This is a genomic window from Spirosoma liriopis, from assembly GCF_023196085.1.
GTDB lineage: Bacteria > Bacteroidota > Bacteroidia > Cytophagales > Spirosomataceae > Spirosoma > Spirosoma oryzicola.
Window position 1 is genome coordinate 386,713 of the sequence record NZ_JALPRF010000003.1, and the last position, 13,683, is coordinate 400,395.

Consider the following 13,683-nt stretch of genomic DNA (forward strand, 5'->3'; position numbering starts at 1 on the left):
CGGTATCCAGTGTCTTTCTAGTATAAATGGCTTTTTTAGAACCGTTTTTGTTGTGGGGTGCGCTGGCGGTACTTAGTCCGATCATCATCCATTTCTGGCACCAGAAAAAAGGAAAACCATTGGCGTGGGCGGCTACGCAGTGGCTTGTCGAAAAAAATCAGCAGCAACAGCGCGGATTGAAACTCGAAAACATCGTTCTGCTGATTCTTCGGTGTTTGTTGCTACTTGTGCTGGTCGCCCTGCTCAGTCAGCTCGTGCTGAACAACCTGAAAAGCAAGGCCGACAATCAGCCCATTCATTTGATTCAGCCCAATGCGCTGCTTTCGTCGAACTACCGTTTTGAACTGGAAGAGGCCCGCAAACGGGGCGAAAAGCTGTACTGGATGGATGAAAATACGGAGCCGGTCGATGGGCTTACCGAGCTGCCCGCGAAGCCGAATTTTTCGCCGTTGCTGCTTCAGGCGGCTATCGACAAACGGCGTCACGACGAGGCCGAGGTGCATCTGTACCTGCTGAATACCGACGGACTGGCAACCGTTCCGGCGGTGTATGTTCCCGCCCGGTTTCGACTGCATACGATAACCGATTCGAGCCAAAAACCACGGGCGTACCTGGCGACAAAAGGCGGACAAAAGCTGTTTGTCAATCAGGCCGGACGCTTGACGACCAGTGCGGTGCTGGACCCGACGTTGAAGTTTCAATCGGCACCGGCCCATACGGGTCCGTTGCGGGTGTTGGTCCAGTACAGCAATCAACGTGAACAGCGTACGGTCGAAGCGGCCTTGAATGCGCTGGCTGAGGTCTACGATCTTGACCTGTCGATTGACCATACGCCGACGAGAGCCACACCCTACGACTGGGTCCTGACGGATCGAATAAACCAGAATCCGACTCCGCAAACGTTATACATCGTGTCGGGCAAATCGGCGGCTTCGGCGGCACCGAACGTACGGTTTCATGCGTACGCTTTTACCCCGCAAACGGATGAACGGGTCGCCAGTGGTCAGCTGCCCGAGTGGTTGGGCGAACGCTTGATTGAACACTACGGCCTGCGGGTTAGCTCGGAGCCACTGAGTCAGCAGGAATTAAAATCGCTGTTCGTCGTAGCGAGCCGGTCGGACCGGAAGCCGCAAACATTAGTTCATAACGTACTCGTACTGCTGTTCGTCGTTTTGCTTATCGCAGAACGCTGGATCGCCTTAACAAAAAACGCATGACGGATCCCAAGCAAATCATATCGTCGGTCAGCAATCAACTTTACGCCAACGCGCTACTGCGGTGTCTGGTCCTCGCTGCTTCGGCCTTTCTCCTGACGTTTACCTTCACCCACTCGCTGCTGATCGCGGGCCTGGCTGGGCTGGCTGGCCTGGTAGCCGGTATGGTGCTGGGTAAGCTGTTCGAGGACAAGAAACCGCAGGCCGTTCGGCTTATTCACCAGACCGTCGGCGATGCGGAATACAGTTTGCCGCTCCTGGAGAAAACGCAGCTGAACGTAGCCGAACAGCTTCAGCTCGAAAGGCTGCACGAGCGTATCCGCGACGCGAAAATTCCGACCGTTCTGTTCGCGCAGCTAAAAGTCTACGCGCTTATCCTGCTGGCTGCACTGGCTGTTTACGTCGCTTATCCGCTTCTTCAACGGTCTGCGGCCATGAGTCCAAAGCCGGGAGAAAGCCGTCGGGCAGCATTAGTGACCGAAGAAAAGCCCGTTGCACCTTCGTTCGAGTCGGCGCAGCTACGGATTCAGCCCCCCGCTTACACCCAACTGCCGGAGCGGGTATCGTCGGATCTGAACGCGTCTTCCATCAACGGCTCGATGCTTACTTGGCGCATTGCGTTCAGCGATAGCCGTAACGTGTCGGTTCGGCTGGTGAGCAACCGGGGGGTCGAGGTTCGCTTCAAACCGTCCGACGATGGGTTTGTGTACCAGGATCGGCTCATCAATTCGGGATTGTACGCCATCAAAGCGTACTGGTCCGGGCTGGGTAAGGATTCGTTGGTTTACCAGTCGGATTTCTACCGGCTCGAAGCGCAACCCGATTTAGCGCCTAAGATCGTTCCCGAATCCAAAGAATTGTACCGCTACCATTATTTGAAAGATCCAAAAAACATCGCTCTGTCCGCTACGATGTCCGACGATTTCAAGGTGATACAGGCGTTTATTGTGGCTACTGTAGCGCGCGGATCGGGCGAGAATGTGAAGTTTCGGGAGGTGAAAATGCCGTTGGACCGGAGTAATTTCAAGGAAGCCAAGCTGACAAAACAGATTGATCTGAAAGCGCTCAACTTTGCGCCCGGCGATGAGCTGTACTACTACTGGGCCGCGTTCGACAATCGGCAACCCGAACCGAATTTTACGAAGTCAGACACGTATTTTCTCGTTTACAAAGACACGACCAAGCTGGAAGAAAGCGAACTGGCTACGATGGCCGTGAACATCATGCCGGAGTATTTTCGGAGTCAGCGACAGATCATTATCGATACCGAAAAGCTGATCGCCAAACGCAAAACGATGGCCGACAAAGCGAATCCGAATCATGCGTTCAAAAGCGCGTCGAACGAAATCGGCTTCGATCAGAAAGCACTGCGCCTACGCTATGGTCAGTTTCTGGGCGAAGAATTCGAAAAATCCATCGGGGGAGACGGTGCTCCGCCCATACCGACTAACAGCGAAGGGGTAGTCGTGGCGGGCATGGCGGCTATTCAGGCGTACATGCACAAGCACGATGAGGGAGAAGGCGAACAAACGGCGGCTCCGCAACGTCCGGTGCATTCCGCCGACGACGGGCACAACCACGGGGGCGGTGGCGGATCGTCCGACGAGGGCAAAGATCCCGTGGCCGCCTTGATGGAACAGTACGTGCACAATCACGACGATGCCGAAACAAACACCTTCCACGAGCAATCGACCCGGAGCCTGTTGAAAATGGCGCTGGAACAGATGTGGGAATCAGAATTGCATCTGCGGATGTACGAGCCCGAAAAAGCCTTGCCGTACGAGAAAAAAGCGCTTGAATACCTGAAGCTGTCGCAGCAGAAAGCGCGCTCGTTCGTCAAAAAAACCGGCTTCGACCCGCCCCCGATCAAAGAACAGGAAACGCGGCTAACCGGCGAACTGAAAAACGTGAACGCCAATACAAGCCAACAGCGGATGTACGATCAGCCCCGGCTGGAATTGCTGGTAGGACAGGTGCTCGGCTTTTTGTCACTGGATCAACTCAATGCTACCCAACGGCAGTCCGTACAGCAATTGGGCAATACCCTGGCCGACCGGGTTGTCAACAGCGGCCTGACGAACTGGTCGGTGCTAACGGGACTACAGAAACTGGCGGGTGGTAAACCGCTTGCCGATGCCGAGAAAAAACAGCTGAAAACCAAACTGTATGAACTGGCCGGAACGTCGCAGCAAACCAATCGTTCCTACACCAGCGAACGTAAACTCGAACGGTCATTCTGGCGCCACTTACAATGATTTCTTTCCAATTCGACCGATCACAGCCCATCAGCTGGCTTACTATGGGGCTTGTTGCGCTGCTGCTCGCGGTACAGCTCTGGCTTACCCTCCGCAACGAGACGATTACTGGACAACGGAAAACGGTTCGGCTGGTGTTGAACGGACTGCTGTGGCTGGTGGTACTCGGCTATGTCTTGCAACCAACCTGGACCGTTACGGCCAGTACCCGACACGCGCTGCTGGCCGGTGAGGACGTTCCCGACGACTTTCGGCAAAAAATCGGCGATAGCCTGCATATCCGGGAGGTGCTTACCCGGCAGACGTTTAAGTCCGAGCGATATGATTCCGTCACGTTGGTTGGGCAGGATTTTTCGCCCGAATTGCTTAGCCGGTTGAGTCGGCAGGTAATTCGCTGGATTCCGTATACCGCTCCCGATCAGGTACAAACCATCGGCTGGAAAGGAATTGTTCAGAAAGGCGAGATGCAGCAGGTAACGGGCAGCATTCAGTCGTCCAAAAAGCAACGCATCAAGCTGATGTACGGGGGGCGCACGCTCGACAGTCTGGACGTACCAAAAGGAGCCGCGTCGTTTACGCTTCAATTTCCGGTGTTTACGCTGGGTCGAACCGAAACCGAGCTGGTTCTGGACAATACTCCGCTGGATACGATTCGTTTTTTTGCCCGTCCACTAAAGCCGCTGGCCTTTCAGTTTGTGCTCGGAACGCCCGATTTCGAAAGCAGAGCGCTGGCCGACTGGTTAGGGAAAAATGGTCATTCGGTACAGGTTACGTCTACACTGTCGAAAGATATTACCAACAAGCTGACGATCAACCGGACATCCGCCAAACCCGACGTGATCGTTACGGACCCGAGCAATGCGGGTAGCGCTGTGGTTAAGAGAGCCGTAGCCGACGGCAAATCGGTGCTGTTTATCAACCTGACCAGTCCTGAGGCTGATTTTCGACTGATCAATCAGGCGTTGGGAAGCCGCTGGCAAGCAAAGAAAGTATCCAACGAGCCGTTGGTTCCGGTTGGTAGTGGCCTCAACGCCTTGCCCTATACCTTCGTGACGAATGCCGCTCAGACGATTGTTCCAGGGTACCCGGTTGGGGTTCAGCGGACGACTGGTACGATTGGCGTCAGTCTCCTGGGCGAAACCTTTCCGCTCAAACTGAGTGGCGATAGCATGGCGTATAACCGGGTCTGGAATGCCGTTCTGGCCCGGCTTCAACCGGCAACCAGCAATAGTGTCGATCTGGACGCGCCCGTTTTTGCCCGGTTCCGGGAAGCGATTCGGGTCAACAATCTGCCGACACGCCCAAGTGCGGTTCGGCTCGGCAGTGATACGGTTGCCTTGACGTATTCAGCCATTAATCCCTTGTCGGCGGATGGACATTTTCGAGTAAGTCAGGCGGGGTGGTTGCCGATAGGCGATTCGCTGGCGACCTACGCGGAAGGATCAGGCTTACCCACGCTGGCCAAAAGCCGGATGGTCAACGCCTATGCACTGGTGCACGCCAACGATCAGACGAATCGCGTAGTGGCGGATCGGGTAACTGAAACCCGGCTGCCGGGCTGGGCGTGGCTACTGCTTTTTGTCGTCTGCCTGACGAGCCTGTGGGTCGAACCAAAGCTAGGTTGATTTAGGCCGCTTTACTGCCTACGTAGTATCGGTGGGGCCGTCCGTGGTGTCGGTTTTGAGAAACCGACACCACGTGGGCGCCCCCGCCGACATCATTCTGTCTGCGTTATCGTTAAACTTGCGGGACCATTCGGAGGTTATAGGCCAAAACGCAAATCGTATGTGGGAGGAAAAAGACAATCAACTGACGCGTGAGTTTATGTTCACCGATTTTTCGGAAGCGTTTGCTTTCATGACCCGCGTGGCGCTTATCGCCGAAAAAATGGATCACCATCCGTGGTGGTCGAACGTGTACAACAAGGTAACGATCCGGCTTTCTACGCATGATGCGGGCAATACCGTGACGGAAAAGGATCAGAAGATGGCGGCTGCTATCGATAAATTGATTGTTGGCGAAGTGTGGTAAAACAAAGGTCTCCTCGTCTGGCGCTGGTACAACTGGTGTACCTGCTGGTGAGCTGTCTCGTACTCGGAGCGATGCTGGCGTTACCCCGAAATTATGATTGGCTAACGACCACTGTCCGGCATTTTTACGAACAACGGCAAACGTTGGGCGAGCAGATGGGCAAGGAAAGCCGAATGCGGAAAGGCTACGGCACGGCGTACACGTACACTACGCTGATCAAACAACAGGGCAAGCCCAACGATTACCTATTGATTCCTCCGCAACGGTATCTCATTCGAAACGCCTACAAACAGGGAGCCGCTGACGGGTTTGTCTGGCTGTACCCCAGCGTACTTTATTACCACCTCGGTCAATCAATTCACCTGCTCGAAATGACCACTCTGGACGCTATGCGCCAACGGGCTACGTACACCCTTTGGGTAACGAACGGTCGGTTGGAACTGCTCCGGCTTACGGACCGGAATCGGGCGGCAGTGCTAGATACGTTCGGCAAGTATGATCCCCATTTTTTTGCGTACACACCCGCTCAGGCTAAACGATATTATTCAAAGCGATGATTTGGCCCGTAGTGTTGGTAGTTTGTATGCAGTGGATGCTCGGCTTTGGCATGGTCACGCGGCTGAAAGCGGTCCGTAATGGGATGAGCCTTTCAGGACTTTCTATGCTGGTTGGCCTGGGCGTAAGTTCGCTGGTGCCGTTTATCGTTGAGTTCGCGCAGCTACCGATTACGGCTACTCCGGTATTCGTGGGGCTGGGTGTACTCACCGGACTTTCGGCCCTCCTGCTGCGGGGGCAGGGCAAGTATCTGCGAGCGGTATTTTCGGGTCAACGAACTGCTATCCGACTGTATGAGCTACCGTTTCTGGGGTTCTGGGCTTATCTGCTGTTCATCAGCGCCTGGAAATGTGCGTGGTTTCCGAATACCCCTTTCGATACGATTGTCGGTCCTGATCTGGTGGCAACGGCTGCCGTACGGGAGCAAACGCTGGCGTCGTCGGTGTTTACCGAGCATCTGCCGTCGGTGTCGGTCTTTAGCAACCAACCGTTCTATGCGCCTTTTACGGCCATGCAGCAGGTGATCTACCTGCTGGCGGCTCAGAACGAAGGACCCTTTGTGTTCGGGAAAATCTGGCTCACGGTACTGGTCGTTGGTTTCGGATTATGGCTGTACGCGGAACTACGCGAGCGCATTCATCCGCTGCTGGCTGGTATGCTGATAACGGTGCTGGCCTGTACACCCGAACTGTTTTCGTACACGTTTCTGGTGCAGACTGATTGGGCGAATGCCGCGTTCTTTGTGGTGGGGGTTATGCTGCTTCAGCGCTATCTGGCATCGGGCGGGCGGGGCGTACTGGCGGGGAGCGCCTTGCTGATGGCACTGGCCTGCTGGACCCGTACGGAAACTATATTCTTTGCCGCGATTGGATCGTTACTCCTGTTCGTTCGATTGGTTAGAAGACATCCCGTAAGGGCAGTTGTTCTTGCGGCTGGTTATTCGCTGGCGGGTTTACTGCCGGTGCTGTTCTGGAATTACGGATTTCTGCGGGGGTATGTGCCGCTGCCACCCCAGGCTCATTTGGGCGTCATTCATGGCGTGACGGACGGGTATGTCGGCAAACTGCTGGCGGTCTTTTCGGCCATGAATAAAACCGTGGTCTTCGATGCGGACTACTGGAATTATACGGTTTATATTTTCGTCGGGCTTGCCCTGCTGAATCTCGTACTCTTTCGGGACAAACGCGGCTGGATAACTCTGGTCTGGCTTATCGGTATCTACGGACTGTTTGGTTTGATTATTCAGCACGTAGACGGTGCCAATATTGCCTATACCTTTCGGCGGGGTTTTTTCAAACTGCTGTTCTTGATGTACGTCTACCTCGCGGACACGACGTTAGTAAACCGGTTGTCCGTGTGGTTGTATCGGTGGGAAGACCGGGCAATTCCGTTGTCTGACGAAACACCGGCTCCGCCAGGAATCGTTTAGTAGTGTTCGGGGCGGCCCCGCCGACACCACCCCGAACGAATACATTGATCAACAACGGTGCCGATCTATTCGCCACTTGGTCGCTTTATCCAGTCCGTCAGGGGCGTAGGCGAGCCAAAATCCGGTGCACCGTCGGCTTTCCAGCCGAAGGGCTGCATGCGTAACGAACGCTGGTCCCCGCAACCCTGGCCGGGGGCCGCGTTGGCGTGGTAGACAAGCCAGTTCTGGGTGCCATCGGCTGACGTGAAAAAGCCGTTGTGGCCTACGCTGTAAGCGCCATTACCCGAATATGGACCAAAGACCGGCGTTGCTGATTTCGTCCAGGAGGAAGGTGTCAACAGGTTGGCGTTGGTAGGGGCGGAGAGCTGGCCTAAAGCGTAGAAATCGGTACCGCAGAAACTAGCCGAGTAAATCAGATAAACCGTGTTGTTGTGCACCAGAAACTCCGGGCCTTCGTTGACACCGAACCCTTGTTTTTCCCAGGTATAATCAGGTGTCGATACGCGAATCCGTGGCCCTTCGGCGGTGTACGGATTGGTTAGCTTGCAGAGGTACAGGTTCTGCTGACCACCCAAGTCATTCTCCCAGCCCGACCACGCGAAATAAAGCTGGTTGTCCAGTTGCAGTACGGTTCCGTCAATGGCCCATTTGTTGTCAGCCAGGTTTAGCTGACCTCTGTCAACCCAGGTGCCTTGCGTGGGGTCCGCCGATTCGTTTTCGAGCACAAACATCCGGTGGGTCGCATCGACACCGTTGTTGTCGGCGGCATAATAGATATACCACTTGTTGTTGATATTGAACAGCTCGGGAGCCCAGATGTCCCGCGAGTTAGGACCCGTAGCCGGTGGTGTCCAGACAGTAACGGGCCGGGCCTGATTCAGTCGGCTCATCGAGCGGGTTTTGTAGATGCGGAGGCTGTTGCCGGTGGTGTGCATCACGTAATAAAACCCGTCTTTGCTGGTTACCCACGGATCGGGGGCCGCCGTTAACTGGGGGTTCTGAAATCTGCCGACGGTATCGACCGCTGCTACCGGTGGGTTAGGGGTGGGGTTAGGCTTATCGCCAGATTTGCAGCCGCCAAATTCGGTCAGCGACAGTACTACGAGTACATAAAGAAACCAGTTTTTCATGCTTTGTTAACAAAAAAACACGGCAACGAATTCTCCGTAGAGAAACGCGTTACCGTGTTGGTCGATGGCTTAGTAATTCGGGTTCTGGATCAGGTTTGGGTTCAGGTCACGATCCAGCTGCGGAATGGGAAGCAATTCGCTTTTTCCTTTTACGAACGTCGAAAAAGCCGGGTCACGGCTAGCCAACTGCGGCCCCAGATCACCCCAGCGGGCCAGGTCATTCCAGCGGTGGCCTTCACCCGATAATTCCGTAACACGTTCGTGCTTGAGCTGAGCCAGAAACTGATCCTGCGTTAACCCCGGTCTTGCCGCCGTGAGCGTTGGCAATCCAGCCCGGCGTCGTACCTGATCGACATACGCATACGCCTGGGTGGTTTTGCCCGTGGCGTTCAAGGCTTCGGCGTACATCAGCAGCACGTCGGCATAGCGGATATAACGCCAGTTGTTGGGCGAGCGGTAGCCTTCCTCATTTTTCCAATGGTCGTTCTGAAACTTCCGGAACCACACCCGCTTGTTGTCCCGACCGTACCGTTGGGTAAACGTCTGGCCGTAGATCAGCGTGGAATCTGGTCCTTTCACGTTGGTTGAATCAAACAGAAACGAAGCTTCCAGGCGCGGGTCGCGGGCACCCGTAGTCGTTGGTTCGTAGAACTCGCGGGTTGGCCAGCGGTTCGCTTCGCCGTCGGACCAGCCAATGCTTGGAGGGCCGAAGAACTGGGCCAGCGACGTGCCGTAGTTCTGATTGGGGGTTTCCGTATCGTCATCCGTCGTTTCCGCCGGGTTGATCTGAAACTGCCATTCAAAGATAGACTCCCGGTTGTTTTCCGTCGAGATCAAAAAGTTGTCGCGGTAGTTCGTCGTCAAGGCGTAGATACCCTTGCCTTCGCCATCCGCCAGCCATTGTAGGGGCGTAAGCGACTCGGTGTATTTGCGCTGCTGCATGTACGAACGCGCCAGCAGGGCATAAGCCGCCCCTCGGGTTGCCCGGCCCAGCTCCGCCGAAGCGTAGGTTGTTGGCAGGACAGGAGCCGCTTCGGTCAGATCTTTTTCGATCTGCGCCCAAACCTGCGCACTGGTTGCCGAACTAGGTCGGTCGCCCACTACCGATACCTGCAAAACAAGCGGCACATTGCCCCACAACGTAACCAGGTGAAAGTAGTACATGGCCCGCAAGAACTTTGCTTCGCCGATGTAGCGTTGCTTCAGCGTTTCGTCCATCTGAATGGCAGGCAGGTAGTTGATCACCTGATTAGCCCGGTTGATGCCGATGTAGTTATCGTTCCAGACGCCGTAGGCATTGCCGTAGTTGTAATCCGTGATCAGGAACTGATCCATGTTGTTGACGATGTCGGTCGCTGGACTTTGGCTGCGGCCCTCGTCGGAACGGATAATGTAATAAAACGGCATCCACCGCGAAATGCCACCCCGGTGCATGGTGCTGTAGACAGAATTGACTCCCGCCAGGGCATCGTCGGACGTTTTCCAGAACGACTCGGTCGTTACCTGGTTGGGGTTTACAATGGTTAAGCTTCGGTCGCAGCTCGTCAGTCCCAGAACGGTAACCAGACTCAAAGCGCTCAGTATGTTTTTCATAAGTAGAATGAGTTGTCGTTAAAAATCACCCGTCAAACCGACCGAAATGACGCGGGGCGAGGGCCAGTGGCCATTATCGACACCGCGTTCCTGAATGTTCGACCCGGTTACGTCGGGATCAAGTCCCGTGTACTTCGTGATGGTGAACAGGTTCTGACCGCTTACAAACACCCGCCCGTTCCGGACCGCGATTTTGCTCAGCAGCGCTTTGGGAAGCGTATAGCCGATCTCCACGTTCCGCACCCGCACGTACGAAGCGTCTTCCAGCCAGCGGTCCGTGTACCCAAAGTTGTTTGAAATGATTCCCTGCGGATTGTACACATTCGCGTTGGGTGTTGCCTGCAACGCAATGCGGGGGTCGTTGGTGTTCGTGTTGGTCGGCGACCACGGGTTGACGTCCCGGCGGAAATTGGTGTTCTGGTAGCTGTCCAGCGTCCGGCGAACATCGTTGTACACGGTGTAGCCAAACACACCCACCAACTGCACGTTCAGACTAAACTGCTTGTAGCTGCCGTTGAACTGCGCCCCCGTCTGTAACCTGGGCCAGGGCGTACTAACAAACTGGCGGTCATCGTTTTGCGTAATCTGACCGTCGCCGTTGGTATCTACATAGCGAATATCACCAGGACGGGCATCGGGCTGGATGAGGTTGCCATTCGGTCCCCGGTAATTGTTGACTTCTTCCTGACTCTGGAAAATACCGGCTGTTTTCAGGACGTACCACTGGCCCACGGGCAAGCCTACCTGCGAGCGGGTGTTGCCACTCTGAATGTAGTTTACGTTCTGCCCCTGATTGCCAACGTTTTCGACCCGGTTTTTGATCGTGGTGAAGTTAGCCGATACATCCCACTTCACAGCGTGTTCATTGTTGCGATACGTAGCCGAAAACTCAACACCCCGGTTGCGGATCGACGCCGTATTGACGTACGGATTGCCGCGCAGATTACCCAGATAGCCCGGTACGGCCAGGTTCAGAATCGCATCCGACGACAAAGAATTATAGTAGTTGATTTCCGCCGAAAGCCGGTTGTTGAGGAAGCTGGCGGTTACCCCGTAGTTCTGCGAAATCCGCTGTTCCCAACGCAGATCCGGGTTCGCCAACTGCGCCTGGTAAGCACCCACGCTGGCGTTCTGATCGATCCCGAAAATGGCTCTGGGGTTGTTGTTGATAAAGGCAGTGTACGGAAACGAACCAAGGGTTGGAACGACAATACCCAATTTGCCGTACGAGGCATTCAGCTTCAGATCCGAGATCCAGTCGACGTGGAAAAACTTTTCCTGACTGATGCGCCAGGCACCAGCCACCGACGGGAAGAAACCCGTGCGGTAGTTCTCCCCAAAGCGCGAATCCTGGTCAACCCGACCCGTCAGCGTCAGCAGGTATTTGTCGTTGTAGGTATAGTTCACCCGTCCGATGTACCCCAAAATTCGGTAGTTGTCGGGCGTGCCACCGGCGGAGTTCGAAATGCCCGTAGCCGCGTTGATGGTCGTGAAATACTGACCACCCGCGTACCCCAGATTGGTGCGGGAACCCGACGTGACGTCACGCGTGGCCGTTTGCTGGCTGATCCCGACTACGCCGTTGATGTTGTGGACGCCAACCGTTTTGTTAAAGTTCAGCGTATGCTCGAACAGCAGACTCAGGTAGCGGGAACGGTCTTCGCCGACGGAACTGGGCACCACAGCCGCGCTGTACTGATAAATACCGATCCGGCGCAGGTTCTGCGTGTAATCGAAACTTACTTCCAGACCCGCGTTGGCGCGGTAGTTCAACCAGTCGGTCAGCTTGACATCGAGGTAAGCGTTTCCGACCAGCTTGGCGAAGTTACTTTTGTTCGATACCAGATTACGCGCGGCCACCGGATTGTAGGCGTAGGTTACTGCACCGGGATTGGTACCGATCCCGTAGCCTTCCGGGTTGCTGGCGTTGATAAAACTAGGGTCCTGCACCGGGATAACGGGCAGCATGCTGGCCATATCGTAGATCGGGTTGCCCGCCGGGAAATTTCGAATGTTGGAGTTGGTCAGCACGGCATTCTCGCCAAACGTAAAGCGACCGATGGTGCTCCGGGTATTGATCCGCAGGCTGGCCCGGTCGAAGTTGCTACCGATCACATAGCCCACGTTATTAAAGTAGCTGCCCGAAATCAGATACGAACCGGTCTTCGAGCCGCCCGACAAGGTCAGGTTGTAGTCTTGTAAACTACCCGTACGGAGAACTTCGTCCTGCCAGTTGGTATTGATGGCCGGGTTAAACGTTGCTTCGGCTACACTGGACGGGGGCGTCTGGCTGGAGTTCTGGTATTGCTGCCGTTGCAGAGCCGCAAAACCCGACGCGTCGGTAAGATCCCAGCGTTTGTAAGTCTGTTGCACGCCGTATTTGGCCGCGAACGACACGCGCACCGGACCTTCTTTCCCTTGTTTCGTCGTGATGATAATCACGCCGTTGGCAGCTCTTGATCCGTAGATAGCCGCTGCGGACGCATCTTTCAACACTTGAATGGACTCGATGTCGTCGTTGTTGATGGTCGGGTTCGCGTCGGCAATCATCCCGTCGATGATGTACAGCGGATCGGTGTTCAGGAAGCTGGCAACCCCGCGAATCTGGATCGACGCCTGCTGCCCCGGCACCCCCGTATTCCGAACCGTGACGCCGGGCGAAAGACCCTGGATGGATTCGGCGACGGAGTTAGCCGTTACCCGGTTCGACTGCGCTACGCTGATCACGTCGTTGGCTCCCGTAACGTCCCGCTTACGAACGGTCTGGTACCCAATAACCACGACTTCTTCGAGGGTGCGGTTGTCGGGGACCAGCTTTACATTGATCGTCGACTGGTTGTTTATGGCTACGTCCTGGTTCACGTAGCCGACGCTCGACACGGTGAGCGTTGTTGCCGCATCACTGACGTTCAGGGTGAAGTTGCCGTTCGCGTCGGTGGTGGTACCGTTGGTGGTGCCTTTTTCCAGGACGTTGGCCCCCGGTAAACCCGCATTGGTTTCGTCGGTAATCTGACCGGTGATGCGCCGGACAGCGGTGACTTCCCGCAGCTCGACCGGACGGGCTTCGTCGGGTGCGACGGGAGCGTTTACCGAAACGGGTTCCTTTTTGGGAATAGGCTGGATAACGTACAGATTATCCTTGATTTTCCGGTAACGTAATCCCTGTTCGTTAAGCAGCTGATTCAGCGACTGTTCCAGCGTGCTGCCATCCGGTTCGGTTTCGGTCAGGCGGTTGGCCAGCAGCGACTCATCATACGCAAAGCTGACTTTGTACCGCTTTTCCAACTCGCTCAACACTTTCTTTAAGGAGCGAGCCCGACTCGGCTTATTTTCGGGAAACGTGTGTTCTGTCCTGCTTTGAGCCCGGGTCAGCAACTGGGCCGCAGCTACAGACGGTAGACTGAGTACCACCGTTCCTGCCATCCAGAGCGAAAGGGGTAAAACCATTCTTTTCATACCACGAAGAGTTAATTGAT

The 13,683-nt window shown here is 55.3% G+C and carries 9 protein-coding genes; 6 read left to right on the top strand and 3 right to left on the bottom strand.

The genetic code is table 11. The features are described 5' to 3' along the window. Positions 1 to 26 precede the first annotated feature (26 nt). The 6 genes from M0L20_RS18460 (at position 27) to M0L20_RS18485 (ending at position 7,484) form a co-directional block, all read left to right on the top strand. Positions 27 to 1,217: a BatA domain-containing protein gene (locus M0L20_RS18460; protein WP_248478484.1), complete on the top strand. Its 1,191-nt coding sequence runs from the start codon at positions 27 to 29 to the stop codon at positions 1,215 to 1,217. Further along, the gene (locus M0L20_RS18465; protein ID WP_248478485.1) at positions 1,214 to 3,469 is read left to right on the top strand and encodes a hypothetical protein; all 2,256 of its coding nucleotides are present in this window, start codon (positions 1,214 to 1,216) and stop codon (positions 3,467 to 3,469) included. The genes M0L20_RS18460 and M0L20_RS18465 overlap by 4 nt, the downstream gene beginning before the upstream one ends. After that, complete coding sequence (locus M0L20_RS18470) at positions 3,466 to 5,094, top strand: hypothetical protein (protein ID WP_248478486.1); 1,629 nt, start codon at positions 3,466 to 3,468, stop codon at positions 5,092 to 5,094. Before M0L20_RS18465 ends, M0L20_RS18470 begins: the two co-directional genes overlap by 4 nt. A 160-nt stretch (positions 5,095 to 5,254) precedes the next feature. After that, complete coding sequence (locus M0L20_RS18475; RefSeq protein ID WP_232562670.1) at positions 5,255 to 5,500, top strand: 4a-hydroxytetrahydrobiopterin dehydratase; 246 nt, start codon at positions 5,255 to 5,257, stop codon at positions 5,498 to 5,500. After that, entirely contained in the window at positions 5,494 to 6,057 is a 564-nt protein-coding gene (locus M0L20_RS18480; RefSeq protein WP_248478487.1) for a hypothetical protein, read from the top strand. Before M0L20_RS18475 ends, M0L20_RS18480 begins: the two co-directional genes overlap by 7 nt. Next, entirely contained in the window at positions 6,054 to 7,484 is a 1,431-nt protein-coding gene (locus tag M0L20_RS18485) for a glycosyltransferase family protein (protein WP_248478488.1), read from the top strand. The genes M0L20_RS18480 and M0L20_RS18485 overlap by 4 nt, the downstream gene beginning before the upstream one ends. 65 nt (positions 7,485 to 7,549) lie before the next feature. Here M0L20_RS18485 and M0L20_RS18490 read toward each other — a convergent pair whose 3' ends face one another. The 3 genes from M0L20_RS18490 to M0L20_RS18500 all read right to left on the bottom strand — a co-directional run bounded on the left by M0L20_RS18490 (position 7,550) and on the right by M0L20_RS18500 (position 13,663). Continuing rightward, on the bottom strand, positions 7,550 to 8,614 hold the full coding sequence (locus tag M0L20_RS18490) for a glycoside hydrolase family 43 protein (RefSeq protein ID WP_248478490.1): 1,065 nt from the start codon (positions 8,612 to 8,614) through the stop codon (positions 7,550 to 7,552). Between the two features lie 69 nt (positions 8,615 to 8,683). Further along, a complete protein-coding gene (locus M0L20_RS18495; protein ID WP_248478492.1) occupies positions 8,684 to 10,207 on the bottom strand; it encodes a RagB/SusD family nutrient uptake outer membrane protein in 1,524 nt (507 codons plus the stop codon). Positions 10,208 to 10,225: 18 nt separating this feature from the next. Then, the gene (locus M0L20_RS18500; RefSeq protein ID WP_248478493.1) at positions 10,226 to 13,663 is read right to left on the bottom strand and encodes a SusC/RagA family TonB-linked outer membrane protein; all 3,438 of its coding nucleotides are present in this window, start codon (positions 13,661 to 13,663) and stop codon (positions 10,226 to 10,228) included. Between the last annotated feature and the right edge of the window lie 20 nt (positions 13,664 to 13,683).

Coding starts and splice junctions, on each gene's coding strand:
- M0L20_RS18470 (WP_248478486.1), top strand. CDS start 3,466: ATGATTTCTTTCCAATTCGACCGATCACAGCCCATCAGCTGGCTTACT.
- M0L20_RS18500 (WP_248478493.1), bottom strand. CDS start 13,663: ATGAAAAGAATGGTTTTACCCCTTTCGCTCTGGATGGCAGGAACGGTG.
- M0L20_RS18495 (WP_248478492.1), bottom strand. CDS start 10,207: ATGAAAAACATACTGAGCGCTTTGAGTCTGGTTACCGTTCTGGGACTG.
- M0L20_RS18475 (WP_232562670.1), top strand. CDS start 5,255: ATGTGGGAGGAAAAAGACAATCAACTGACGCGTGAGTTTATGTTCACC.
- M0L20_RS18465 (WP_248478485.1), top strand. CDS start 1,214: ATGACGGATCCCAAGCAAATCATATCGTCGGTCAGCAATCAACTTTAC.
- M0L20_RS18460 (WP_248478484.1), top strand. CDS start 27: ATGGCTTTTTTAGAACCGTTTTTGTTGTGGGGTGCGCTGGCGGTACTT.
- M0L20_RS18490 (WP_248478490.1), bottom strand. CDS start 8,614: ATGAAAAACTGGTTTCTTTATGTACTCGTAGTACTGTCGCTGACCGAA.
- M0L20_RS18485 (WP_248478488.1), top strand. CDS start 6,054: ATGATTTGGCCCGTAGTGTTGGTAGTTTGTATGCAGTGGATGCTCGGC.